General features: G+C 46.5%; 28 protein-coding genes. 18 read left to right on the forward strand and 10 right to left on the reverse strand.

All coding sequences use genetic code 11. From position 1 onward, the window contains the following. Nucleotides 1-23: 23 nt before the first annotated feature. The 6 genes from Tanf_RS02100 to Tanf_RS15230 are packed head-to-tail and all read right to left on the reverse strand — an operon-like array spanning nt 24 to nt 5,250. Entirely contained in the window at nt 24-203 is a 180-nt protein-coding gene (locus Tanf_RS02100; protein ID WP_014224613.1) for a hypothetical protein, read from the reverse strand. A gap of 9 nt (nt 204-212) precedes the next feature. Further along, nucleotides 213-1,070 carry a helix-turn-helix domain-containing protein gene (locus tag Tanf_RS02105; RefSeq protein ID WP_236684362.1) on the reverse strand — a complete coding sequence of 286 codons (858 nt, stop codon included), beginning with the start codon at nt 1,068-1,070 and terminating at the stop codon, nt 213-215. Between the two features lie 56 nt (nt 1,071-1,126). Then, a complete protein-coding gene (locus Tanf_RS02110) occupies nt 1,127-2,065 on the reverse strand; it encodes a TIM barrel protein (protein ID WP_046824739.1) in 939 nt (312 codons plus the stop codon). Next, complete coding sequence (locus Tanf_RS02115) at nt 2,065-3,462, reverse strand: Gfo/Idh/MocA family protein (RefSeq protein ID WP_046824740.1); 1,398 nt, start codon at nt 3,460-3,462, stop codon at nt 2,065-2,067. Before Tanf_RS02115 ends, Tanf_RS02110 begins: the two co-directional genes overlap by 1 nt. A gap of 42 nt (nt 3,463-3,504) precedes the next feature. Then, nucleotides 3,505-5,067 (reverse strand): SUMF1/EgtB/PvdO family nonheme iron enzyme, encoded by a 1,563-nt coding sequence (locus Tanf_RS02120; protein ID WP_046824741.1) that lies wholly within the window; start codon nt 5,065-5,067, stop codon nt 3,505-3,507. A gap of 36 nt (nt 5,068-5,103) precedes the next feature. Beyond that, a complete protein-coding gene (locus Tanf_RS15230; RefSeq protein ID WP_155642551.1) occupies nt 5,104-5,250 on the reverse strand; it encodes a hypothetical protein in 147 nt (48 codons plus the stop codon). A gap of 300 nt (nt 5,251-5,550) precedes the next feature. Between Tanf_RS15230 and Tanf_RS02130 the strand changes: the two genes are divergently transcribed. The 3 genes from Tanf_RS02130 (at nt 5,551) to Tanf_RS02140 (ending at nt 8,646) form a co-directional block, all read left to right on the forward strand. After that, a complete protein-coding gene (locus Tanf_RS02130) occupies nt 5,551-6,396 on the forward strand; it encodes a hypothetical protein (RefSeq protein ID WP_046824743.1) in 846 nt (281 codons plus the stop codon). Between the two features lie 81 nt (nt 6,397-6,477). Beyond that, nucleotides 6,478-8,022 (forward strand): glycine--tRNA ligase, encoded by a 1,545-nt coding sequence (locus Tanf_RS02135; protein ID WP_046824744.1) that lies wholly within the window; start codon nt 6,478-6,480, stop codon nt 8,020-8,022. 33 nt (nt 8,023-8,055) lie between these two features. Next, on the forward strand, nt 8,056-8,646 hold the full coding sequence (locus Tanf_RS02140; RefSeq protein WP_046824745.1) for an FKBP-type peptidyl-prolyl cis-trans isomerase: 591 nt from the start codon (nt 8,056-8,058) through the stop codon (nt 8,644-8,646). Nucleotides 8,647-8,656: 10 nt separating this feature from the next. Here Tanf_RS02140 and Tanf_RS02145 read toward each other — a convergent pair whose 3' ends face one another. The 4 genes from Tanf_RS02145 to Tanf_RS02165 form a co-directional block, all read right to left on the reverse strand. Beyond that, nucleotides 8,657-9,328 (reverse strand): carbohydrate-binding family 9-like protein, encoded by a 672-nt coding sequence (locus Tanf_RS02145; protein ID WP_236684363.1) that lies wholly within the window; start codon nt 9,326-9,328, stop codon nt 8,657-8,659. Between the two features lie 54 nt (nt 9,329-9,382). Further along, on the reverse strand, nt 9,383-11,023 hold the full coding sequence (locus tag Tanf_RS02150; protein WP_046824746.1) for a fumarate hydratase: 1,641 nt from the start codon (nt 11,021-11,023) through the stop codon (nt 9,383-9,385). 294 nt (nt 11,024-11,317) lie between these two features. After that, on the reverse strand, nt 11,318-12,007 hold the full coding sequence (locus Tanf_RS02160) for a response regulator transcription factor (protein ID WP_046824748.1): 690 nt from the start codon (nt 12,005-12,007) through the stop codon (nt 11,318-11,320). Next, the gene (locus Tanf_RS02165; protein ID WP_080948529.1) at nt 12,000-13,346 is read right to left on the reverse strand and encodes a sensor histidine kinase; all 1,347 of its coding nucleotides are present in this window, start codon (nt 13,344-13,346) and stop codon (nt 12,000-12,002) included. The genes Tanf_RS02160 and Tanf_RS02165 overlap by 8 nt, the downstream gene beginning before the upstream one ends. A gap of 175 nt (nt 13,347-13,521) precedes the next feature. Between Tanf_RS02165 and Tanf_RS02170 the strand changes: the two genes are divergently transcribed. The 15 genes from Tanf_RS02170 (at nt 13,522) to Tanf_RS15035 (ending at nt 22,888) form a co-directional block, all read left to right on the forward strand. Next, nucleotides 13,522-13,704, forward strand: coding sequence for a hypothetical protein (locus tag Tanf_RS02170; protein WP_046824750.1), 183 nt, complete (start codon nt 13,522-13,524; stop codon nt 13,702-13,704). 334 nt (nt 13,705-14,038) lie between these two features. After that, nucleotides 14,039-14,206, forward strand: a complete 168-nt coding sequence (locus Tanf_RS15020; RefSeq protein ID WP_155642410.1) for a hypothetical protein — start codon at nt 14,039-14,041, stop codon at nt 14,204-14,206. A 25-nt stretch (nt 14,207-14,231) separates the two neighbouring features. Further along, the gene (locus tag Tanf_RS15025) at nt 14,232-14,408 is read left to right on the forward strand and encodes a hypothetical protein (RefSeq protein WP_155642411.1); all 177 of its coding nucleotides are present in this window, start codon (nt 14,232-14,234) and stop codon (nt 14,406-14,408) included. A gap of 511 nt (nt 14,409-14,919) precedes the next feature. Next, the gene (locus Tanf_RS15730; protein ID WP_256122186.1) at nt 14,920-15,051 is read left to right on the forward strand and encodes a hypothetical protein; all 132 of its coding nucleotides are present in this window, start codon (nt 14,920-14,922) and stop codon (nt 15,049-15,051) included. 84 nt (nt 15,052-15,135) lie between these two features. Beyond that, a complete protein-coding gene (locus tag Tanf_RS16045) occupies nt 15,136-15,345 on the forward strand; it encodes a PLDc N-terminal domain-containing protein (RefSeq protein ID WP_014224653.1) in 210 nt (69 codons plus the stop codon). Between the two features lie 76 nt (nt 15,346-15,421). Beyond that, complete coding sequence (locus Tanf_RS15735) at nt 15,422-15,553, forward strand: hypothetical protein (protein WP_014224654.1); 132 nt, start codon at nt 15,422-15,424, stop codon at nt 15,551-15,553. Nucleotides 15,554-15,801: 248 nt separating this feature from the next. Further along, the gene (locus Tanf_RS02190) at nt 15,802-16,959 is read left to right on the forward strand and encodes an HlyD family secretion protein (protein ID WP_014224655.1); all 1,158 of its coding nucleotides are present in this window, start codon (nt 15,802-15,804) and stop codon (nt 16,957-16,959) included. 14 nt (nt 16,960-16,973) lie between these two features. After that, nucleotides 16,974-19,133 (forward strand): peptidase domain-containing ABC transporter, encoded by a 2,160-nt coding sequence (locus Tanf_RS02195; RefSeq protein ID WP_046824753.1) that lies wholly within the window; start codon nt 16,974-16,976, stop codon nt 19,131-19,133. Next, nucleotides 19,130-20,437 (forward strand): TolC family protein, encoded by a 1,308-nt coding sequence (locus tag Tanf_RS02200; RefSeq protein ID WP_046824754.1) that lies wholly within the window; start codon nt 19,130-19,132, stop codon nt 20,435-20,437. The genes Tanf_RS02195 and Tanf_RS02200 overlap by 4 nt, the downstream gene beginning before the upstream one ends. A gap of 22 nt (nt 20,438-20,459) precedes the next feature. Beyond that, the gene (locus Tanf_RS13745; protein ID WP_140230679.1) at nt 20,460-20,798 is read left to right on the forward strand and encodes a helix-turn-helix domain-containing protein; all 339 of its coding nucleotides are present in this window, start codon (nt 20,460-20,462) and stop codon (nt 20,796-20,798) included. Nucleotides 20,799-20,864: 66 nt separating this feature from the next. Beyond that, a complete protein-coding gene (locus tag Tanf_RS14695; RefSeq protein WP_140230680.1) occupies nt 20,865-21,038 on the forward strand; it encodes a class IIb bacteriocin, lactobin A/cerein 7B family in 174 nt (57 codons plus the stop codon). An 11-nt stretch (nt 21,039-21,049) separates the two neighbouring features. Next, entirely contained in the window at nt 21,050-21,205 is a 156-nt protein-coding gene (locus tag Tanf_RS15030; protein WP_155642412.1) for a hypothetical protein, read from the forward strand. Between the two features lie 718 nt (nt 21,206-21,923). After that, entirely contained in the window at nt 21,924-22,259 is a 336-nt protein-coding gene (locus tag Tanf_RS02215; protein ID WP_046824755.1) for a carboxypeptidase-like regulatory domain-containing protein, read from the forward strand. A gap of 11 nt (nt 22,260-22,270) precedes the next feature. Beyond that, nucleotides 22,271-22,633 (forward strand): hypothetical protein, encoded by a 363-nt coding sequence (locus Tanf_RS02220; RefSeq protein WP_041590708.1) that lies wholly within the window; start codon nt 22,271-22,273, stop codon nt 22,631-22,633. Nucleotides 22,634-22,717: 84 nt separating this feature from the next. Further along, entirely contained in the window at nt 22,718-22,888 is a 171-nt protein-coding gene (locus Tanf_RS15035; protein WP_014224662.1) for a hypothetical protein, read from the forward strand. Nucleotides 22,889-23,414: the final 526 nt, after the last annotated feature.

Consider the following 23,414-nt stretch of genomic DNA (forward strand, 5'->3'; position numbering starts at 1 on the left):
CCCCGATGCCGGTTTGAGGCCGATTAACTCGGCCGTTTCCGGTTTTTGTAGAGCGGAACGAAAACGATAATGCCTGAAGCGACAATGGAAAAAACGGTCATAAAGTCGATTGTCTTAGTCGATGTCAACAAAATATATACCAGAAACCCCCACAGCAGGATGATGCAGACGGCTTGTGTGTTCGTGATTTTTCGGCGTGCCATGGGAAGCGTTTATTTGATTTCGGTGATGATTTTATGGGTGATGGCATAGAACGTAAGTCCCGGAATGGTTTTAATGCCGAGCTTGGCCGTGATGTTTTTGCGATGAGTCAGGATGGTATTGAGACTGACGAAGAGCCGTGCGGCAATTTCTTTGTTCGTATATCCGCTGACGATGAGTTTGAGCACTTCCTTCTCACGGTTCGAGAGATGGCTGTTATCGTCGACCATCGGGAGCAGGATGCGGTTGCGAATGCGGTTGTGCTGCCGGATGTCGCGCCCCAGTGCGTCGATGGCGAACAGAACAGCATAACACAGATTCTCGTCGTACATTCCGGTCAGATGCTTGATCATGATGTTCCGCATATCGTCCATCATGGCTTCGATCGATTCGTCGGTATCAACCGATCGTTTCGACCGTGTATTTCTCCGGTCCTGCTCTTTTTCGCCGAGCGAAAGGAGTTGGGGAAACCATTCTTTCTCGTCGGTTTGAATGCGTCCGCACAGTTTCTCTCTGAACGAGGCGAAGATATTGCCCAGCAGTTGCAGCGAAGCATTGCTCCCGCCCGAGGTATGAATAAATATCTGCAAGTGCCGGTCGATATTGGGCAACTGGTATTGCAAGTAATACCGGTTCGTTTGCTTCAGATAGTCGATAATCTGCGTGAGGTGGAAGTTTTGCAGTTTTTTCTCGGGGAAATAATCTTCGTTGATAAACGTATTGACGATGGTGAGGAAAAAGTCCGTATCGATATCGTTTGCTTCGCAAAGCGCCATGACCGTCTCGTCGCCTACCCCCAGCCGTATGCCGAAGCGATTGATCACCGGAATGAGCGAGAGGTGCTTGCTCACCACCTCGCTCATTCTCATATTTGCATATACTAACGGCATCCGCTTCCGCTATACATTTATATATAGTGTGTTCCTTATGCCTCGTCCCACTGCTTGCGAAGCAGCTCGACGGCGGCCGTAGCCGTGGCTACGCGATCGTTGTTCTGACAGCCGCATTCAAAGCTCACGTACTTATCGTAGCCGAGCATCTTGAGCGCGCGGAAACCGTCGACGTAGCGGTCGGCCTCTCCGTCTTCGCCCGGCATCAGGCGACGCTTGCGGCTGGCTATATGTACGTGCTGAAGCAGCGATCCGGCCGAAAGGAATGCGCCCATATCGGACGTTTCTTCCCATGTCATGTGCCAGAAATCGCCCATGCAACGCACACCGGGGTTGTCGATGTCGCGACAGATGGACGCCGCGTCGGCTACCTGACGGAGGTAGAACGCTTCCTTACGGTTCAGCGGTTCGAAGATGACCGTCGTCCGGTGCTCGGCGGCAAACGAGCCGAGTTCGTCGAACCACCGGCAAAGGAAGTCGCGTGTCTCCTGCGTATGCGGCATGGCCGGCTGTTGCGCGTTGAATGCCGGCACGATGATGACACCGGTCGAGCCCAGCTCGCCCGCGGCAGCAATGATTTCGCGCATCGTATCACGACAGAGGTTACGCACGGCTTCTTCTTCCGAAAGCATAAAGCCTTCGAATCCGGCGCATATCGCGCTGATTTTAATGTTACGTCCTTCGAGTGCTTTCTTCAGTTCGTCCTTCCGCGCGGCCAATCCTCTGCCTCCCACTTCAAGGCCGGTTACACCGAGTTTCTCCATCACATCGAGCTTGGCCGTCAGCTCCAGATCACCCAACGTACCCTCCTGAAACGAGAGGTTCAGCTTCACGTCTTTCTTCGTGTCGCCTTCGTCCTTGCAGCAGGTTTTCGTTTCTGCGCCTGTCGTCGAGCCTCCCGAGCAGGCGGCCATTGTTGCCAGCGCCGCACTGCCCAGCGAAGCTTTCAGAAAGTTTCGTCTGTCGATACTCATCACTTTTTCTCTAACGGTTTACCGGGTACGGGAACCACGAACGGTTTCATATCCATTTTACCCAGATTCAGGTCGGCCGGCGTATAGTCGAGCGCTGCAGCCGTCATGGCTTCCCAGGTCGTTTCTTCGCCCGTATAGGCCGATTCGCGTCCCATAATGGCGGCCATGTTCGATACGGCGGTTTCCGAAGCCTGATCGATCGATTTGCCGGCGCGAATGGTATTGATCCAGTTCACATGCTCCAGCGTATAAGGATCGTTCTGTTTGAACGAAGCCTTTTCGGCTTCAACGTCGTATTTCCAAATCACATTGCCGGCCAGGTCTTTGATCCCCATGTCGGTGCTGTTCCACGAACCTTTCGTTCCCTGAATAAATTCGCTGACGTTGTTGGCGCAACCGTCTATCTGGCGACACATACTGTGCAGATGAATCCCGTTCTCCATCGTGAAGTCGATGCTGAAGTTATCATACTGGTCGCCCGTGATCCGGCGCTGACGCGAGCCGAAGCCCACGGCTTTCACCGGTTTCAGCCCCGAGAACCATGTAAACACGTCGATGTTGTGTACATGCTGTTCCACGATATGATCGCCGGAGAGCCATTTCCAATTCACCCAGTCGCGGATCATCCATTCGCAGTCGCTCCATCCGGCCTGACGCTCCCGGTACCACAACATGCTTTGATTCCAATAAACCGTTCCGCCCGTAATCTCGCCGATCGCACCGTTCATGATCTGCTGGTACGATGCGATATAACTGCGCTGATGGTGACGCTGCGTACCGGTGATTACGCACAGGTTCTTGGCCTGTGCCTGCTTGGCCGTAGCCATGATGGTGCGGTAGCCTACCGCGTCGACACAGATCGGCTTTTCAAGGAAGCAATGCTTGCTTTTTTCTACGGCATACTGGAAATGAATGGGACGAAAGTTGGGCGGCGTGGCAACGATAACCACGTCTACGTCGCTGTCGATAACCTGCTTGTACGCATCCAACCCGACAAAGCGCTTATCGGCGGGGATGTCGATATTCTTTTCGTCTTTCAGTTTCTGAGCCAGACTGTCTACCCGATCCTGAAACGTGTCGCCCAATGCCACAATCGATACGCCATTCGCTGCCGCGAGGAAGTTCATCGCTGCGCCACTGCCGCGCCCTCCACAACCGATGATGCCGGCTTTTAACTCTTTACCGTCGGCCGCCATATCGGGCAACTCGGGCACATAATACGTTCCCGGTTCTTTCAGCGGTTTGTTGGCCGCATTCGCATTCTCGTTACTGCTTGCGCCTCCTCCACACGAGGTAAGCAGGGTGGCAGCCCCCCCCGTACCGACCATTCCGGCTGCTCCTGCAAGAGCGGTGCTTTTGAGGAATGATCTTCTACTGATACTGCTTTTTTTTGTCATGACAATTTTGAGTTAGATATACTGTTTTTTTTTAGTTCCTGATTATTTTGCTTTCAGCGACGAGTCGGGCTCGCAAACCACGCGGAAGCCGATGCCCCGGATGTCGGAATACCACCAAATACTCTTCGGCTGCTGCGGGTCGGTCTTCAGCCAGTCGTCGTGGTGCGTATGACTGCGGGCGGCACAGCGCACATCGGCGGCATCGCTCGTATAGTTGCCGCCACGTACAACCCATTCTTCGCCTTCGGTCACCAACGGATCGGTAACGGTCGAGCTTCCTTTGGCATACGCCTGCGGATCGTATTTGTCGGCACAATATTCCATCACATTGCCGAGCATATTTTTCAGCCCGAACGGGTTCGCTTTGACTTTACCGGGCTCCTGCGTCTTGTTCTTCGCGTTTTTACCGTAAATGACAAATGCTCCGATGGGTTCGGTCTTCGCACTGATAAACTTGCGGATGAAACCTTCATCGGAATAATCTTTCGGTCTTCCTGCGAAGAAATAAGGTGTTTCCGTTCCTCCGCGAGCCGCATATTCCCATTCGGCCTCGGTCGGCAGACGATATTTCTTACCGGTCTTGAGGGAGAGCCACTGGCAGAACGTCTCGGCGGCGTAGTGCGTCATCGTAATGGCCGGTCGCGTGCCTCCTCCCCATCCCTGATCCGGAAATCCGAAAGGCGGCGTAGGACCGGAAACACCGTCCACATCGATGTCCGCGCGGGTATTATTGGCGTAAATCGTTTCGGGCGGGGTACGTCCTTCGCTGAGCGTAGCCGCGTAGAATGCCCAATATTGATCCCATGTCACTTCTACCTCGGCCATAAAGAACGGACTGACTGTTACGTTTCGTACCGGCATCTCATCTTCTCGGCGGAAGTCTTCCTTATCGGGACTGCCCATCTTGAATGTTCCGCCCGGAACGGCGATCATTTTGAACGATACGGGAGTGCCCGGAATTTGTTCGGTAAAATCGGCAAAAGAAGTCACAACGGTTGCCGAGTCGAAGAGTGGCCCGGATGCTGCGGCGGAAGCTCCCGGAATACCGGTCATCTGTCCGTGCTTGTAGTTCGGGTTATAATGTCCGGCATCGAGGTGACAACTGATGCATTGCAAATTCAGTTTTTTCTCGTTTTCTTCATAGTAAAGATGCGCGGTGATCCCTGCATCGGTAATCCCTGCGGGAAACAGATTCTTATGACACTCCTTACACGATTCGTTCGGGATATATTTCACGGCATGTTCGAGCTGCGACTTCATTTCCCAATCGAATGTATCTCTTGTCAGGTAGCCCCACACGTCGCGCATTCCAAGTCGTATCTTGGCCGAATAATGATTCCATGTCTGATTCTTCGGAGGCAGGTGGCAGTCGACACAATGAACGGTGACACCGCTGCCGTTGTTTACGTGCGATGACAATTTCCATGTTTCTTCCGCATGCGGATGGACGTGACAACTCATGCATGCCTCGTCCGTCGAATAGTAGACGGATACTTCATAAAGCGACATAAAAAAGGCCATGCCGACGATAAAGCCGAACAGAAACAAGGGCCATTTCCTTTTCTTCTTTCTTTCGTCTCTTCTCGATCGGTAGCTCGTTCTCATATTTTATTTCAGTCGTTCGTTATATTTGTTTTGTTGTTAATCGATCCATGGCTGCCATTTGCCGTCCATCTCACAAATCAGTACGATCTTGTTATCCATAAGAGCGGCACAACGATGGATGGAGCCAATGAATGCATTGATCCCACCTCCGATCATTCCCATGCGTAGCTTTCTGTTTCTCATGCGCAAATTAATGTCTTCAATCAGAAAAAATAACCGATTGAGCCGCTAAAGGTACTTCTTTTCCGATAATTCGCCAAATTTTTGTAAAGAGGATTGGTTTACGTCTTATCAACAGTCTCTTGCCTACGGGGAAGAGAAGAACGATAAGAAGACTTCCTGCTCCCGTGCCCATCAATTCAATGCATTTACCCGCATCGAAAACGATATTTCGGTTAAAGTCCCAGAATAGAAAATAGGTCACCTCTCTATTCGATCGATAAAGAAACATTACCTTTGTACTTCATTTATAAAACAAGAAAGATGGAGAAGAAAATATGGCTTCTTTGCGGATGGATGCTTTTGCTCTCCGCATGCGGAAGGGAAAAAGAAGCAAAAGCAGGTCTGGAACGTGCCCGGGTGCTGTATGAAGAGCGGCAATTCGCTGCGGCCAAGAATGCGATCGATACGCTCCGGATGCGTTATCCGGAGGAAGTGGCCGTGCTGAAAGAGTCGCTGACGTTGATGCGTCTTGTCGAACGCGGCGAGAGTGAGCGCAACATCGCTTTTTGCGACAGCATGATACCGATTCGTGCGGAAGAAGCCGAAGCAATGAAGAAAAATTTTGTGCTCGAAAAAGATATGGTATACGAGGACGTGGGGCATTATGTCTGGAAGCAAAAGACCGTCGAGCGCAATGTGGAGCGCAGCTATATCCGTTGCGGGGTCGATGAAAAAGGCGAAATCTATCTGGCCAGCGTTTTTTTCGGACGGGCTCCTCTGAATCACACCGGGCTGAAGTTCTGTACACCCGACGGGGCTTACGCCGAGACAGCTTCCGTCCCTTACGATGGGGGCGTGAATTACCGTTTCAAAGATTTGGGCAATACGACCGAGATTGTCACATACAAAGCTGAGAACGGTATTGATGCCATCAAGTTTATCTGCGGGCTTGATGACAAGGCGCGTGTGAAGGCCGAATATACCGGAGGCAAGCCTTTCTCTCTCATGCTGAGCAACGATGACAAGAAAGCCATCCGTGCAACGTTCGAGCTGGCCGTCATTCTGAGCGACCTCGAAAAGATGCGTCGGGAGAAAGAAAAATCGATGAAGAAAATCACGTACATCGATCAGAAGCTCGGCAGTGGCGAAATGCTGAAAAAGAATTAAAAAAAGCCGCATACCGGTTGTCCATTCTCAATAAATCTTTACCTTTGTCTCCCCTTAGAAAAATGGGATAAAACAGGTGTTATGGCACAACAGGAAGATATATTTAAGAAACTGATTTCGCATTGCAAAGAGTATGGGTTCGTATTTCCTTCGTCGGATATCTACGACGGATTAGGAGCTGTATATGATTACGGTCAGTACGGTGTAGAACTGAAAAACAACCTCAAAAAATACTGGTGGGACAGCATGGTGTTGCTCCATGAGAATATCGTAGGGATCGACTCCGCCATCTTTATGCACCCGACCATTTGGAAGGCTTCCGGACATGTCGATGCGTTTAACGATCCGCTGATCGATAATAAGGACAGCAAAAAGCGTTATCGCGCCGATGTGCTGATTGAAGATTACCTCGCGAAGCTCGATGAAAAGATCAACAGGGAAGTTGAAAAGGCCGCCAAGCGATTCGGCGAAGCGTTCGACGAGCAACAGTTCCGCTCTACGAACCCGCGTGTACTCGAAAACCAAGCCAGACGCGATGCAGTACATACACGCTTTGCCGACGCAATGAACGCCAACGACCTCTCCGAGCTGCGGCAGATTATCCTCGACTGCGAAATCGTATGTCCCGTGTCGGGCACCCGCAACTGGACGGAAGTGCGGCAGTTCAATCTGATGTTCGCCACTGAGATGGGCTCGACGGCCGACGGTGCGATGAAAGTCTACCTCCGTCCCGAAACGGCTCAGGGTATCTTTGTCAACTACCTCAACGTTCAGAAAACGGGACGGATGAAATTACCGTTCGGCATTGCACAGATCGGGAAAGCGTTCCGTAACGAGATCGTGGCGCGGCAGTTCATCTTCCGCATGCGCGAATTCGAACAGATGGAGATGCAGTTCTTCGTTCGTCCGGGCGAAGAGTTGAAATGGTTCGAACAGTGGAAAGAGATGCGTATGAAATGGCACCGTAACCTCGGTATGGGCGATCATAAATACCGCTTCCACGATCACGATAAACTGGCGCATTATGCCAATGCCGCTACCGACGTCGAATTTGAAATGCCGTTCGGATTTAAGGAGGTGGAAGGAATTCACAGCCGTACCGATTTCGACTTGTCACAACACGAAAAATTCTCCGGGAAAAAAATTCAATATTTCGATGCCGAACTAAACCAAAGTTATACGCCTTACGTGATTGAAACCTCCATCGGGGTCGATCGGTTATTCCTGAGCATCATGGCAGGAGCCTATCAGGAAGAGACGCTGGAGGGCGGAGAGTCACGTGTCGTTCTGAAGTTACCACCCGCACTCGCACCCGTCAAACTGGCTGTACTGCCGCTGGTGCGTAAGGACGGACTGTCGGAAAAAGCCGAAGAAATTTTACACATGCTGCGCTTCGATTTCCGTTGCCAGTACGACGAAAAAGATTCCATCGGCAAGCGTTACCGTCGTCAGGACGCGATCGGTACGCCGTACTGCATCACGATCGACTACAACACGATGAAGGACGATACGGTAACGATTCGTTTCCGCGACACGATGCAGCAGGAGCGGATGCCGATCGCCAAATTGCACGAAATCATTTCGGACAAGGTCAGCATGCGCAGTCTGCTCGAAGGTTTGAAGTAATTACAGAGACTAACGGATATACATACACGAAAAATGAAGAAAAACGTTTTCTGTCTGATCACACTATTTGCGGTGCTGTTCGCCGCGGTAAGTTGCGACAAAAAGGACGATGATGAGGCCGGTCAGGCATGGAAGCTCGCCAATGAGCAAGCATTCAATGCCATCAAAAATAATCCGGCATACACCGAGTTTAAGTCGCCCGGCAACGAAGGAAGCATATACTACAAAGTTCTCAGGAAAGGGACCGGCACGAAACCCATCTTTTACACCAGCACCGTGAAAGTGTATTCGAAAGGGTGGTTTGTGGCCGACTCGAAGGAGCGTGGTATCACCAACGGCATGATGTTTCAGAAATGGCTTGCGGAAGATGGTATACCGGCAACGCTAAAGGTGTCCGAGCTCCTCTCGAAAAATGGCGTCACTGTTTCATTTAAGGGGATACAGGCTGCTTTGCAGAAGATGGTGGAAGGTGATAAATGGGAGATATGGATCCCCTACCAGTTAGGCGGAGGAAAGAGCAAAGCGTCGACCTTAACCCTCGGTTTCGGAGGCGCTTCGCGTCCTCCTATTCCGGCTTATTCGACACTGGTCTTCGAAATCGAAGTCGTGGAAGTCATGCAGTAGTAGTTGCGCTTTAAAAGTGCAACTTACCGAAGTGTTCGGGACAGTGATAGTCCGGTGACGGCAGCTCTATCGGGCTCCAAGTGACGTAATGCGGGTTTTCCGTACTGTCCGCACATTTGTAGAAGTTGCCCCGTATGCTTTCGGGCAGATGGGCGGCGTCAAGCCCCATCAATTCAAACGGAATAGCGACCGTCACTTCCCACGTATAAATACCTTTCTTTTCTTCAAAAGTCTCCCGGTTTACGGTTGTATAACGGCGTATTTTCCGGTATTCGTCATCGGTGAGCGGGGTGCGGTCATGGCGTCCTGCTCCGCGTGCCGCCAGACACGTGCCGATACAGTTAAATTCAAAATTCGTATAGAACAAGTCGTCATTACGACGCATAAAAAACTCGACGCAACTGTCGGGGTGTACGTACTGTCCGTCCCGACCGGCTACAGCCCGGAGCGATAGTCCGTGCACGAAATAATGGAGATATAATTCTTTGTCGCCACGTGCGATATCGAACGCCACAATCGGTTTGTACGGAAATTCGGGCCAATTGATCGTGTCGAGACTTTGGCGTAAGGCGATAGTTTCCATCGCAGCCGTTACGCTCTTCAAATCCATGCCGTCCAATTCGGGGCAATACGGTACTTTCAATGTTTTCATCATCATGTGTAGCGTTGTAGAAGTATTCATTTGTTGGGAAAAAGAAGGAATGACGCGCTCACTCCCTCTTTTGTCAGATGTTTGTTATTTGCAGGCGCAAGACGGTTTCAGCTGTTTAAAGAAATCGTTTCCTTTGTTGTCGACCAGGATAAATGCAGGAAAATCTTCGACTTCAATTTTCCAGATCGCTTCCATGCCGAGTTCGGGATATTCGAGGCATTCGACCTTCTTGATGCTTTCGAGCGCGAGCACGGCTGCCGGTCCGCCGATACTTCCAAGGTAGAAGCCGCCGTATTTCCTGCAGGCGTCGGTCACCTGCTGGCTGCGGTTTCCTTTGGCAATCATCACCATGCTTCCGCCGTGAGACTGGAAGAGATCGACGTATGAGTCCATACGTCCGGCCGTCGTCGGGCCGAATGAGCCGGAGGACATGCCTTTGGGCGTCTTCGCCGGCCCGGCGTAGTAGATCGGGTGATCTTTGATATACTGCGGCAGCCCTTCTCCCTTGTCGATGCGCTCTTTGAGCTTGGCGTGCGCAATATCTCGCCCGACGATGATCGTGCCGGAGAGTGACAGGCGTGTCGAAACGGGATATTTGTCAAGTTGTCGGAGAATTTCCGCCATAGGTCGGTTCAGGTCGATCTTCACCGCGTTTCCTTCGCCAGCTTGACGCAGCGGTTCGGGGATAAGACGCCCGGGATGATCGTCAAGCTTCTCGATCCAGATACCGTCTTGATTGATTTTGGCCTTGATGTTGCGGTCGGCCGAGCACGAAACCCCCATTCCTACGGGACACGATGCGCCGTGACGCGGCAGACGAATGATGCGGATATCATGAGCAAAATATTTTCCGCCGAACTGTGCGCCGAGACCTATTTTACAGGATTCTTCGAGCACCTTCTTCTCTAATTTGATGTCTCGGAAGGCACGACCGCCTTCGTTGCCCGTTGTCGGGAGGTTGTCGTAGTAATGCGTCGAAGCAAGCTTGACGGTCAGCAGATTCTTTTCGGCCGATGTTCCGCCGATGACGAACGCGATATGGTAAGGCGGGCAGGCGGCCGTACCGAGCGTCTTCATCTTTTCGACGAGGAAAGGTACGAGTGTGTCCGGGTTCAGCAAGGCTTTCGTTTCCTGATACAGGTAAGTCTTATTCGCCGAGCCTCCTCCTTTGGTGACACAGAGGAAATGATATTCCATCCCTTCGGTGGCTTCGATATCGATTTGCGCGGGCAGGTTGCATTTCGTATTCACCTCGTCGTACATGGTGAGGGGAGCATTCTGCGAGTAGCGGAGGTTTTCTTCCGTATACGTCTTGAACACGCCTTTCGAGAGCGCTTCCTCGTCGCAAAAGCCTGTCCATACCTGCTGTCCTTTCTCGCCGTGGATGATGGCTGTTCCCGTATCCTGACAAAGCGGGAGTTGTCCTTTACACGACACCTCGGCGTTGCGCAGGAAGGTCAGGGCAACGAACTTGTCGTTATCGCTCGCCTCGGGATCGGCTAAGATTTTAGCGACCTGTTCGTTGTGTTCGCGCCGCAACAGGAACGAGACATCGCGAAAAGCCTGATTGGCCAGGAGGGTCAATGCTTCCGGCTCGACTTTGAGGATCGGGTGTCCTTCAAACTCACTGACCGACACATGGGCTTTCGTCAGCAGATAATACTCCGTCGTGTCTTTTCCCAACGGGAACGGCGGCTGATACTTGAATTCAGGTGTTGTTGCCATAATTCTATGCTCTGATTTTTACGTTACATCGACATCAATAAATTTCCTGCTCGCAAAGATACATAATAAATTGAGAATGGAGGACGGTTAATGCGATATTTTCGGTTGTTGTTATCTTTCGTTTTCTTCGGGAAAAAGCCGCATAAGACGAAGCGTTTTTTTGTTGCTGTTACCGATGGTGTACGGGTAAAAAACTTATCGCTGCACAACAGCAAGGTCAAAGCATGCTGTTTGAATGGTATTGTTGCACAAAATGGGGTGGGAGGACGAATCTTTGGGGCTGTTCGTCTGCTTTCAGCATGTCAGCTTAAGTCCGATCCCTCGCACGGTTACGATGGAAACGCGTTTGTCTCCGGTGAGGCGTTTTCGCAGCTGTGTAACAAACACGTCCAGACTGCGTGAGGTGAAATAATCGGCTTCTGGCCAGAAGCGCTCGAGAATGGCCTCACGTCTGACGGTTTCGTTCCGATGTTCGCATAAGAGCTGCAAGATTTGTGCTTCGCGCGGCCTGAGCGAAATGGCTTCCCCGTTCTTGTCGTACAATTCCGACTTCGATGCATCGAACCGAAAGCTGCCCAATGTATATTGTAAGGAGGTGTCTCTGGACTGTTCACCGTTCACCCTCCTGAACATCGCTTTGATATGTGCGTCAAGCTCTTCGGAAGTATAGGGTTTCTTGATGTAATTACTTACCCCTACATTATAGCCGTGGATGACATTCGCCGGTTTATCGAATCCTGAAGCAAAGATGATGGGTAATGTTTTTTCCGTTTTCCGTATTTTGGATACCATTTCATAACCGTTCATCACCGGCATTTCGATGTCGGAGACAATGATATCCGGCGCCTGTTCTTTCCATTGCTGCAAGCCTTCTTTGCCGTTCACGGCGGTGAGAACTTCGTAACCGCCAATCATGTCTTCCAGTCCGCTGCGTACCATGTAGAGCAGCTGGGCATCGTCTTCGATCAATAAGAGTTTAATCATGTTGTTTCGTAGTTAATGAAAAAGATAGTTCTTGCATCAGGAGGGGGAAGACCAGTGTAAACCGGCTGCCTTGGCCTTCGATGCTTTCTACTTCAATGCTTCCGTGGTGTGCTTGCATGACTTGCTGCACATAGGTCAGTCCCAGCCCGAAGCCGGTCGCTCCTCCGCGCAGCGAGCGTTTGTTGGCGGCTGAGGCGCGTTCGAACTTTTCGAAAATCAGGGCCTGGTCTTTTAACGGGATGCCGAATCCGTTGTCCGAAACACTGATTCTTTTTTCGTTCGGAGTGGTATGGCACGAAATTTGGATATGTACCGAGGTGTCGGAATATTTGACGGCATTATCAATCAGGTTGCTGATGATTTCACGCAAATGCATCGGATCGGCATAGACCTGTTCCGTTTCCGAACAATCCACCTCGAAAGTAATCCTTTTGTCCGTTCGGATCGAGAAGCTACGAACCTGCTCGTCGATCAGCGGCTTTAGCGGCACTTTAACACGGTCGAGGATCAGTTTTTCTTCTTCTATTTTGGCAAGCGTCATGACTTTGTCAATCAACGAATGCAGACGACAACAACTGTTTTCAATGATGTCGAAATGTTTCTTTTTCTTCTCCGCATCGTGATCGATCTTGCCGCTAACTAAAGCGCTTATTCCTATCATGATCGTATTCAACGGCGTTTTCATATCGTGCACCATCGCGTTCGAGAAATTTTTGCGCAATTCGGCAATCCGGTTTTGGAGGAGGATAATTTTGACTTGATAAGCGATGCCCCACCCCACAAAAAATATGGAGACCAATGACCCGAGGAAAAGGAGTCCGAGCCGATTGAATACATTCTTGTGAGGCGAAACGATAACGGCGCGAATAGCTTCGGTACTGTCTCGGCGGAGAATTGCAGGGTCCGTCTCAACTATTCCCCACCATGCATGAAACGTCGGGTCGGTGCTCTCCAATATCTCGCCCGTGCGCAGATTGACTTTGTTGATAATCGTTTTTGTATGGATGTTCTCGGCAGAAAGAAAAGTTTGGTAAATCGAATCGAACTGTGTTAGAGAAACAGGAGCATTATATTCAATAAGCGCCTCCTGGACGGGGGTGAAATCTTCTTTTCCGTTTTCTTTTAATCCTCCACCAATAATAGTTGCTCCTTCAGGGAGTTTCCCGCTATTTAATCGAAGTGAAATATCCTTGTATACGGTTGTCTCTATTGCCTCATTACAAGTTTCTTTAAGATGAGAATATAATATTCGGTACACATAAACCGACCACATTGCTTGCAGACAAAACAATACAAACAATGATGCCGCAGTTACAATCTTAGGTCTTCTTGTATTCATGATACCTGCTTTTATTATTTAACGATACAAAGATGTAAAATTTTTTTTTATCGCGCAAATTTTTCAGGCAAAAAAATTTAACCTACACATAACCTTAGATAACGTAGCCTTAACATTGCATGAAATTCGGAGGCTGTATCTTTGCCGTATCAAAAACAATAAAAAGTAAACAGACATGAAAGAAAATGTATTTAATGTATGCAGAAGAGGCACTGCAAAAAAGAATGCGATGGTGCAAGTACCGGATGGATATCTGACCGCTCTGACAAACCGTGAACTGGAGATGATTGAAGGCGGAGACTGGATGTATATTGTGATAGACGGGAAATCCGTTAAGATTTATATCCCGAAAAATTAACGTAAAGATAACGTAGCGTTAACACAAGGCTCGAAAAAGCGGTTTTACCTTTGCTGTCGGAATATAAGAAAACAAAGGATCATTAGATGTGATAATAATAGTTAGTTATTTATTAATGTAATTTTTATGTTCAAATCCCGCATGCGCATGCACCCTCTCTGAGAGGACACGTGTTTTTCGGAAACCGGTATAAAGAAAAACGCGAGTCCTTTTGGAAGGGCTTTTAAAAGAGAAAGAGCGCAAAACGGGAACGGCAAAAGGATGAAATGAAACAGGGAAGAAAAGAGGCATTAAGCCTTCATAGATTTTATTAATCAATTAAATTTTAAAGAAAATGAAAGAAAAACGGAATGAATCCACTTACGCAGTGGAAGTGATGAGTGAGAGTGAAATGACGGAAGTCAATGGCGGATTATGGGGAGAAGTTGCAGCTTTTATAGTATCGGCAGTATTCCAATGGGGATTTGCAGCTGGACAGGAAGACAGAGCTAAAAATAAGTAAAATCAATTTCTATAAACAAGATGATATGGAAACGAAACTGTTAAACAATTCAAGAGAAGAGTTATTTACCGAATTAACTATGTCGGAAGCCATCGCTACGGAGGGTGGAAAAATGACAGATCATGCGGGGTATTGGATATCAAGCTTGTTTAATCTTGGTGGAGTATGGGTGGCTGGATACTTAATGGGTAAATATTTGTAACAAGATTATGAGACTCATAAAATTTTACAGGAAGCATACTATCCTTGTTTTAACTTGTCTCCTTGTAACCATGGCGGTACTTCAATGGGGGTACTATGCCGGTAAAGAAGACGCAAAAAAACGTTTGGAGCATAAAACAGAAAAATTTGAATGTTACTGCATGGATAAAGTAGAGATGGAAAAATAACGATGTTACTTATAGCTATTGCCTTATGCATTCTTGTATTGGCTATACGATGCAAGAATAAGAAGATAAAATATGCATTGTTGGCATGTTCGCTGGTCTTGTTGATTTTAAGCATGCTTATTACACTCTGATTTTGTTTCGTGAGAGTGTAGCACTTATCCGATGATTTCGGGGTTTACTCGGCAAGACAGGATATGATGTTTTTGACCGGAGAGGGACCGATTTACTTCTCCGGTCACTTATCGCTTTTTCGGGCAATTGGATAATTGAAATCTTCTTTTTAATTTCGCATCAATGAATGTTTAACAATAAAAAATGAAACGTATGAAACGGTGTATTTTTAACAAAGAATCGAATGCGGATAAGGCATTGGTGATTTTATTCTGCCTGTCCATTATCATTTATGTGGCCGGTGAAATAGCATACCAATTCGGACAAGCTTTGGCTGCGGGGTAAGCGCATTGAATGCTATTCTTAAGAGTAATTGAATTCTTTGGCTTCATGTTCTTCAACCGAATTAATTATTAAAACAGAACAGTAATGGAAAGACAATTATTTAACCTCATTGTATTGTCGTTAATTATTGCAGCCGACTGTTTGGCAATTTATGACTTGCTGCGTTATGAAAAAAAGCGTAGTGTACTGTATAAGGTGGTTATGGTATGCCTTATTCTTCTTTTACCATTGTTAGGAGTATCGATATATTATGCAATAAAGAATCGTCACTTAAGACGAAGATGCTCCGTTTAGTTTCTTACAAAACATTGTTTTGAAAATTACTCTTTTACAAACCAAAGAAATAAAACACAAAATATCAATCCAGGACATGAAAAAAACAATTTGGAAAACAGCCTTGATCACCCTTGGGGTATGGGTGTTGTACGATATCATCCGGAACTTACCCGAGAGTGTCGCAGCTTTTAAAGCCGGCATGGATTTTTGCATGAATATGTTATAATCGGCTGGAGAATGAGGGTGGGGCGCGATGCGTTAATTTGTTCTTTAACGTTTACCCTTGCCCCATAATCTTATTTATTCTCATAGAACTTAAGAAGATATGCCAAAATGTAATGTTTTGACGCATCCTCTTTTGGTTGTCCGGTATCGGTTAGCCCCCTGCTTTGTTAACGTAAAAATAACATGATGATAACATAGCTTCAGTTGTTCGCCATATACTTTTGTCGTAAGAATTTAAAGACAGAAGCTATGTTGTTACCGAACGAGTTTATTGAGAATAGTATTGAGACGTATATCTATAAACATACAACAACGTCTCAAAAAATTTACTGGGTCGTATTGGCGGCTGTGACAGTGGCATTAGCTTCTCTGCCGTTTATTTATGTAGATATATCGGTACAGGGGTTGGGAATCATCCGGCCTGTTGCGGAAAAAACGGAGATCAAGTCGCCTGTAACAGAACTGGTCGATTCCGTCTACGTCCGTGAGGGCGAACAAGTGAAGAAAGGCGATATTTTGTTGCGATTCCGTACAAACAGTTCGGATTATAAGATAGCCTATCAATCGAACCGCCTGAGCGATTACGCCGAACAACTAAGCGATTTGACTTATTTGGCAAGAGGAGCGTGTCCTCCTTCTTTTCAATCGCCTGTACGCAGGCAGGAATATCATTATTATATCAAACGGAAGAATGAGTTAGAGACTTCGTTGGATCAGGCGGAAAAAGAATATCTCCGCAACAAATCCCTGTTTGAAAAGAAAGTCATTGCCGAAGAAGAATACGATAAGTATCTCTACCGCTACAAAAGTCAGCAGAACGAGTTGGCCTCGCTCATCGAAAATCAGATGAGTACATGGCAAGCAAATTTGAACGCACTCCGTAACTCACATAGCGAGATGCATACTTCCCTAAAGCAGGAAATAAAAGATAAGGAGATGTATTTCGTCAAGAGCCCGGTCAGCGGAACGTTAGATCAGTTCTCCGGGATATATCGCGGCAGCAGCATACGGGCCGGAGAATCCCTCGCCGTGATAAGTCCGGACTCTACGCTGTATTTCGAGGTGTATGTGACCCCAAGGAATATCGGTTATCTGAGTTTGGGCATGCCGGTGATTGTGCAAGTAGAATCGTTCAATTATAACGAATGGGGTACGGTCGGTGGTACGGTCAAAGATATATCGTCGGATTTTATGACGGATAAACAAGGTCATTCTTCTTATAAGGTGAAATGTGGGATGGACAGAGACTACCTGCAACTGAAGAACGGACGAACCGGTAAGTTAAAGAAAGGAATGACCGTCAGTGCTCATTTTATGATTACCCGTCGCTCCCTGTTCGACCTGCTTTACCAGAAGATGGATGATTGGGTAAATCCTGCCCGGTATAAACAAGTATCTAACGATTAAACATAAAAAAACAAATGAAAAGAGGAATTAAAGTTAAACAGCATGATATAACCGACTGTGGGGCGGCTTGTCTGGCATCCGTTTGTGCTTACCATGGATTACGTTTTCCCGTTTCACGTATCCGGCAGTATGCTTTCACAGACAAAAAAGGAACGAATGTGCTTGGGCTTACTCAAGCTGCGCATAAACTCGGCTTATCGGCCAAGGGGGTCCGTGCGCTTCCGGAGGCTTTGGATATCGTACCCAAACCGGCAATTGCCCATGTTATTGTCAAAGAACAATTACAACATTATGTCGTAGTCTATAAAGTGACGAAGACACACGTTACCTATATGGATCCCGGGGATGGGCGCATGCATCAAAAAACGCGTGAGGAGTTCAATAAAGAATGGACAAAGGTTATGGTTATTATGGAGCCTGAAGAGTCTTTCCGGCGTGGAAACGAGAAGAAGAATATCATCTCTCAATTCATGGCTTTGCTTGCGCCACATAAAAGCGTCATGCTTCAAGCTCTTTTCGGCGCTCTTGTGTATAGTATATTAGGACTTTCTACAGCGGTCTACGTCGGTAAGATTACAGATTATGTCTTAGTAGATAAGAATTTGAACCTGTTGCATCTGATGGGAATAATCATGATTGCCGTCCTTTTATTGAGAACGTTTATCGGTGCGATGAAGAGTATTCTGGCCTTAAAGACCGGTCAACGTATCGATGCCGCATTGATTCTCGGATATTATAAACATCTGTTGACCCTCCCTCAGCAATTTTTCGATACGATGCGCGTAGGCGAAATCATATCGCGAGTGAATGATGCCGTAAAGATTCGTTCTTTTATCAACAATGTCTCACTCGATCTGGCTGTGAACGTGATGATCCTGTTCTTCACCTCCTGTCTGATGTTTGTGTATTCATGGAAGCTCGCCGTAGTTACCCTCTTGTCAGCCCCTCTGTTCCTGCTTGTGTTCTGGGGATTCAACCGACTGAACCGTAAATACCAGCGCCGCATTATGGAAAGCGCTGCCGATCTTGAATCACAGTTAGTCGAATCGATTAACTCCATTTCGACCATCAAACGGTTCGGGATAGAAGAGTATGCCAATCTGAAGACCGAGACGCGCTTTGTCCATCTGTTAAAGAACACGTTCCGCAGTATCTATGGCTCTATTATGGCACAGGGTGGCATTCAATTTATTTCTACGGGAGTGACGATTGCCGTGTTGTGGACAGGTAGCGTACTGGTGATCGATCAGGAACTGACGCCGGGTGCCCTGATGCTGTTCTATTCATTGGTGGGATATGTACTGTCTCCGATCTCTTCGCTGATCACGTCGAACCAAACCATACAGGATGCGTTGATTGCGGCAGATCGCTTGTTTCAGATTATGGATTTGGAGAGAGAAAGCGACAATAGTCAGAAAATCAATCTGACACCGGAGATGATCGGCAATATTTCGTTCGAGAATGTAGCCTTTCGTTACGGTTCCCGAAAGAAGGTCTTCGAGTCGTTAAATTTAAAAATAGAAAAAGGAAAGACAACAGCCGTTATCGGTGAAAGCGGCTCCGGTAAAACAACGCTGATTTCACTGATGCAGCATATCTATCCGATACAAGACGGACAGATACGCATCGGAGAGTTCGATATTGCCCAAATTACGAACGAGAGTTTACGCAGGATCGTTGGTACTGTTCCTCAGCAAATCGAATTATTTGCCGGAAGTATTGCCGAAAATATCGCGCTCGGAGATTTGTATCCGGATATGGAACGAATCATCGACTTGGCGGAGCAACTAGGTTTAAAGGAGTTTATTGAAAAATTACCGCAGAATTATATGACGTATATCGGCGAGCATGGGGCATCGCTTTCCGGGGGAGAGCGGCAACGTCTGGCCATTGCACGTGCGTTATACAAAGAACCGGAAATCTTAATATTTGATGAAGCGACTTCTTCGCTCGATTCGGTTTCGGAGAAATTTGTAAAACAGACCTTGAAAAGTCTGGCGACACGAGGAAAGACGATTATTGTGATTGCTCATCGACTGAGCACCGTCAGAGATGCCGATGCGATCGTTGTGCTGGATGATGGGAAGGTGGTTCAGCATGGGGTGCATGAGCAGTTGATACATGAGGACGGTATTTACCGAAAGTTGTGGAACGAGCAATACGGCATGGTATGAAAAGCATGGTTTTTCTTGTATTGTGCCTGTTGTCAGGAAATTTACTGTATGGGCAAGCTTCGTACACATTAGGAGAATGCATACAACAAGCTCTGCATGCCAATGTGGATATCAAACGCCAACAGGTAAAGTTGGACAAGCAGGCCATTCGGGTCGAGACGGAAAAGTACAGCCGGTTGCCGGACCTGAATTTGAACGGAACACAGCAATTTGATTTCGGGCGTTCGCTGAACCGTGATAATACGTATACGGATGTCAACTCACAAACAAGTTCATTTTCTTTGACCACAGAAGTGGGGCTGTTCTCCGGATTTAAAACGATGCATTCGATCGCACGGCAAAAGTTAGAATTAAAAATAAATCGAGAATTATTAGAGAAAGTACGGAATGATATTACGTTGCAAGTTACCATCTGCTATTATCAGATTCTGCTCGATAAGGAGATTGCAGCGATAGCCGACGAACAGATCATATTGACGCGTGAACAGGAAGAAATGACACGGGTGCTGGCTACACATGGCAAAGTAGCGGAATCACAAGTGTTGACTGTCAAGGCACAGTTGGCAAATGACGAATTAGCATCGGTCAAAGCAGCGAATACACTTCGCCTCTCCATGATCAATTTGCTTCAGTTACTTGAGCTACGCGATACCGCCGGTTTCGACATCGTGCCTGTTGCGCTCGATACCCTCATGCCTTTGGCCGTATCTCCGGATGAGATTTTTGCCGTATCGGAACAGATTATGCCTGAGATCAAAAGCGCCCGTACAGCTGTTGAGAGCAGCCAAAGCGCTATTCGCATAGCCAAAGCCGGTTATTATCCGTCCTTAGCATTGGCCGCAAAAATAAGTAGCGGATATTATCACAATAATGACAATAATCCGCCATTAGACATACAGTTTAAAAACAATATGCAGCAAACGGTATACCTCACGCTCCGTATTCCGCTATTTAACCGGATGACGACCAGGAATGCCGTACGCACAGCACAAAAAGAACGGGAGGATAGCCGTCTTGCCGCAGACAATGCGTTAAAAACGTTGTATAAGGAAATACAAAAGACGTGGTACGATGCTCTCTCCGCACACGAGCGCTACGAGTCGACCCGCCACTCCGTCGCGGCCAACAGTGAGGCATTACGCTATGCAAAAGAAAAATATCAAGCGGGTAAGAGTACCGTATACGAATATAACGAAGCAAAAATGAAACTGGCGAATAGTCGCTCCGAACAGGCACAGGCCAGATATGAATTTGCCTTGCGGAAAAAGATATTGGATTTTTATGCCGACCAATCCATCAGGTAGAAACGATCAAAAAAGGATGATTATGCAATTATTTGAAACCATTGACAGAGCCAAACGCATGCACGGTCTGATACAGCACGAGGCAACGGGAGACCCACAGCAATTTGCCGAGCGCCTGCATCTTTGTCGCCGACAGTTTTTCAATGTGTTGGACGAACTGAGGGATTTAGGTGCAGAGATACGATATGACAGAGTACGGTGTACGTATTTTTACGCTAATGACTTCGATTTTCAGATCGTAATCAAATGCTGCTCCCTTGACGAAAAAGAGCAGAGGCGGATTTCCGGAGGATTTTTTATCAAAAAAATACCGAGTGCAATTTTATTGCACCGAAGCGATGTACTTTTGTGTTGTGATTAAACGAATGGTGCACAATTCGGGAGATTGCAGAAAGACTTTATTTTGTAAATTTAAAATTTTAAAACAATGAAAAATTCAGAATTGACTACTTATGGAGTAGCAGAGCTTAATGCTCAAGAGATGGAAGAAGTGAATGGGGGATTTTGGGGCGCTTTAGCGGCTGCTGTCGCGGCTTATTTAATCATTAGCTCAATAGAGTATCCTGAGGATTTCGTAGATGGTTTTTTAGGTAACAAATAAACTGAATGATCATGAAAGAACTAAGTTTAGAAGAATTGGTTGAGATAAATGGAGGTGAAACAGGTTCTCGGAACGGTGCTCGCATAGCAGGGCGACTTGTTGGGATAGCATTGATGGGACCCTTGGGCGGAATTTATTATTGCGGTAAAGATATGGGATGGTGGTAATAAACAAGACTTATCGTATGATTTTTAAATATTCGTCTCGAAAGAAGCAGATTGGTATATTGAGTATTTTGTTCTTGATGGTGGTTATATATGCCATATACAGGCATTATCTACGTCCTTATGCGATTCAATATTCAGACAGTCGATTCTTGAAAGATTTGCTTTATACATTTCCTAATTTCTGGGGCTCATTCATGCTTTATCTGATGTCTAAATACTTTCTGAACCATACTTTTTGGAAATCGATATGGTATGTGTTTGCATTGGCCGTTATATATGAATCGCTCCATATTGTGAATTTTGGGACAAGTTTCGATATTTATGACATCTTGGCTTCGGTGATTGCTCTTATATTCATTGTGATATATGAAAAAGTCATCAAACCAAATGTTTGTAGAAGAAAGGTACTTTTCTCTAAGCAATCTTGTGTAAATGATAATGCAGGAGACGACATATGGAAAGAGTAAGATAGCCTTATACCATACAAACCAAATCGAGTAGGAGGAAAACGTCTTCCTACTCGATTTACTATAAAACATATCAAACCAAATTGTTTGCTGTTTTGGAATGAAGAGACTTTCTCTATATTAACAAATCCAGTAATGAAACAACGCATTGATTTAAGATGATCTTTCTCAGCGGTATTCCATTATGAATCGCGTTTTATTCTACCATCCTTTCCAAACGATTATGGGCTGTTCTTTGGGCGCTTTTTCTCGTGCCGACGCTGCTGTGCGGTCAACCTCGTTCGGTCATTACGGGGAGCGTCGCAGATGAGCATAACCGGCCGCTTCCGAACGTGAGCCTTTTCTTCAAACAGGCGAAAAGAGGAACCGTTACGAATTCCGACGGGCAATTCCGGCTCCGGCTGCCAGAAACAGGCGATACGCTGACCGCATCGTGTATTGGGTACGAAACGCAGGCCATACCCATAGCGCAAGACAGGCTTACTTTATCCATTCGATTGGTTTCCGCCGATGTACCACTGAACGAAGTCATCGTTACGAATCTTTCGACTCGCGAGCTGTTACAAATTTATAGCTGTAATTTTTAGACATAAACAACATGATGAAAAAGAATTATATTATTGCAGGAGCCATTATTGGCATTATCGGGATACTGATGGCATGGATATACAGACCGTACGTCGAAGCACATCAAATTGAGGATTTATACATAGGAGATACGCTTGAATGCCTTTTCTTTATCCCTACGGGAGCGTGTCTTCTTTATGGTATCAGTAACAAATACTCTTTTGGAAAGGTCGTATTAATTATTGCTTTCTCAACGGTACTCTATAATGTGATAGGGGGAGATTTCGGATTTTTTGTAATCCGTCTTGTTGCCATACTGGTTAGCACAGTTGCCACTTATTTCATCCAAAAATGTATCAGCCGATGTGCCGTCCCAACGAAAGTCAATAGATAGATCGTTCTATCGTATGATTTTTAAATAGTTGTTTCGAAAGAAACAGATTGCGATAGTCCATGTTCTGTTCTTGATTGAACGAACATGAAAAATTTTGATTGGGCTACCTACGGAGTAGCAGAGCTTAATGCTCAAGAGATGGAAGAAGTGAATGGGGGAGATGGAAAATTTCATTATTGGGAGTTTGGCTTGGCATGTGTTTTGCTTGGTCCTATAGGTGGGGCATTTTATCTATTAGGTGTTGCACAAAATTGAACTAAAATAATTTGATATTTTGTAATTATGTTTGAAGAATTAACTATTACAGAGCAGGAGAATATCTCTGGAGGAGAGCTTGTTATCGCTACAATTGCTTTTTTCTGCTACCAATTAGGTAAAGATTAACTTTGGAAGAATAATGAAAAAAGTTAGTGTGATTTCTAATGTGTTAAGCATTGCTGCTATTATATTCCTCTTCATTTTAGACTATCCGTTTATGAGTGTCGGATATATTATGAAGAATGTATTAATTTTAGCGCTTATCTTGCTATCGATATTGATTTATGTACGAAAAAAACAGACGGAAAATAAATAGCTTTTCAAGTGTTTGTTTTTTTTAGTTATTGTTGCTTTGCAAATGTGATGTTTTGATTGTCAATCAGAGGTTGACACAAGATGTTTAATTGAATATCGGGAATCTTTATCTTGTACAGAGCATAGGATTCCCGATTTTGTCATTCATATTGCTTCTGTTTCGCAGATCGATCATTTTAAGACAGAGAACTATACGGATTTTATGCGT

It is taken from the genome of Tannerella forsythia (assembly GCF_001006485.1).
Classification (GTDB): domain Bacteria; phylum Bacteroidota; class Bacteroidia; order Bacteroidales; family Tannerellaceae; genus Tannerella; species Tannerella forsythia.

What these genes read in the sequence shown, in the direction of transcription:
- Tanf_RS02100 (WP_014224613.1), bottom strand. Translation starts at nt 203, where the DNA reads ATGGCACGCCGAAAAATCACGAACACACAAGCCGTCTGCATCATCCTG.
- Tanf_RS02105 (WP_236684362.1), bottom strand. Translation starts at nt 1,070, where the DNA reads ATGAGAATGAGCGAGGTGGTGAGCAAGCACCTCTCGCTCATTCCGGTG.
- Tanf_RS02110 (WP_046824739.1), bottom strand. Translation starts at nt 2,065, where the DNA reads ATGAGTATCGACAGACGAAACTTTCTGAAAGCTTCGCTGGGCAGTGCG.
- Tanf_RS02115 (WP_046824740.1), bottom strand. Translation starts at nt 3,462, where the DNA reads ATGACAAAAAAAAGCAGTATCAGTAGAAGATCATTCCTCAAAAGCACC.
- Tanf_RS02120 (WP_046824741.1), bottom strand. Translation starts at nt 5,067, where the DNA reads ATGAGAACGAGCTACCGATCGAGAAGAGACGAAAGAAAGAAGAAAAGG.
- Tanf_RS15230 (WP_155642551.1), bottom strand. Translation starts at nt 5,250, where the DNA reads ATGAGAAACAGAAAGCTACGCATGGGAATGATCGGAGGTGGGATCAAT.
- Tanf_RS02130 (WP_046824743.1), top strand. Translation starts at nt 5,551, where the DNA reads ATGGAGAAGAAAATATGGCTTCTTTGCGGATGGATGCTTTTGCTCTCC.
- Tanf_RS02135 (WP_046824744.1), top strand. Translation starts at nt 6,478, where the DNA reads ATGGCACAACAGGAAGATATATTTAAGAAACTGATTTCGCATTGCAAA.
- Tanf_RS02140 (WP_046824745.1), top strand. Translation starts at nt 8,056, where the DNA reads ATGAAGAAAAACGTTTTCTGTCTGATCACACTATTTGCGGTGCTGTTC.
- Tanf_RS02145 (WP_236684363.1), bottom strand. Translation starts at nt 9,328, where the DNA reads ATGAATACTTCTACAACGCTACACATGATGATGAAAACATTGAAAGTA.
- Tanf_RS02150 (WP_046824746.1), bottom strand. Translation starts at nt 11,023, where the DNA reads ATGGCAACAACACCTGAATTCAAGTATCAGCCGCCGTTCCCGTTGGGA.
- Tanf_RS02160 (WP_046824748.1), bottom strand. Translation starts at nt 12,007, where the DNA reads ATGATTAAACTCTTATTGATCGAAGACGATGCCCAGCTGCTCTACATG.
- Tanf_RS02165 (WP_080948529.1), bottom strand. Translation starts at nt 13,346, where the DNA reads ATGAATACAAGAAGACCTAAGATTGTAACTGCGGCATCATTGTTTGTA.
- Tanf_RS02170 (WP_046824750.1), top strand. Translation starts at nt 13,522, where the DNA reads ATGAAAGAAAATGTATTTAATGTATGCAGAAGAGGCACTGCAAAAAAG.
- Tanf_RS15020 (WP_155642410.1), top strand. Translation starts at nt 14,039, where the DNA reads ATGAAAGAAAAACGGAATGAATCCACTTACGCAGTGGAAGTGATGAGT.
- Tanf_RS15025 (WP_155642411.1), top strand. Translation starts at nt 14,232, where the DNA reads ATGGAAACGAAACTGTTAAACAATTCAAGAGAAGAGTTATTTACCGAA.
- Tanf_RS15730 (WP_256122186.1), top strand. Translation starts at nt 14,920, where the DNA reads ATGAAACGGTGTATTTTTAACAAAGAATCGAATGCGGATAAGGCATTG.
- Tanf_RS16045 (WP_014224653.1), top strand. Translation starts at nt 15,136, where the DNA reads ATGGAAAGACAATTATTTAACCTCATTGTATTGTCGTTAATTATTGCA.
- Tanf_RS15735 (WP_014224654.1), top strand. Translation starts at nt 15,422, where the DNA reads ATGAAAAAAACAATTTGGAAAACAGCCTTGATCACCCTTGGGGTATGG.
- Tanf_RS02190 (WP_014224655.1), top strand. Translation starts at nt 15,802, where the DNA reads ATGTTGTTACCGAACGAGTTTATTGAGAATAGTATTGAGACGTATATC.
- Tanf_RS02195 (WP_046824753.1), top strand. Translation starts at nt 16,974, where the DNA reads ATGAAAAGAGGAATTAAAGTTAAACAGCATGATATAACCGACTGTGGG.
- Tanf_RS02200 (WP_046824754.1), top strand. Translation starts at nt 19,130, where the DNA reads ATGAAAAGCATGGTTTTTCTTGTATTGTGCCTGTTGTCAGGAAATTTA.
- Tanf_RS13745 (WP_140230679.1), top strand. Translation starts at nt 20,460, where the DNA reads ATGCAATTATTTGAAACCATTGACAGAGCCAAACGCATGCACGGTCTG.
- Tanf_RS14695 (WP_140230680.1), top strand. Translation starts at nt 20,865, where the DNA reads ATGAAAAATTCAGAATTGACTACTTATGGAGTAGCAGAGCTTAATGCT.
- Tanf_RS15030 (WP_155642412.1), top strand. Translation starts at nt 21,050, where the DNA reads ATGAAAGAACTAAGTTTAGAAGAATTGGTTGAGATAAATGGAGGTGAA.
- Tanf_RS02220 (WP_041590708.1), top strand. Translation starts at nt 22,271, where the DNA reads ATGATGAAAAAGAATTATATTATTGCAGGAGCCATTATTGGCATTATC.
- Tanf_RS15035 (WP_014224662.1), top strand. Translation starts at nt 22,718, where the DNA reads ATGAAAAATTTTGATTGGGCTACCTACGGAGTAGCAGAGCTTAATGCT.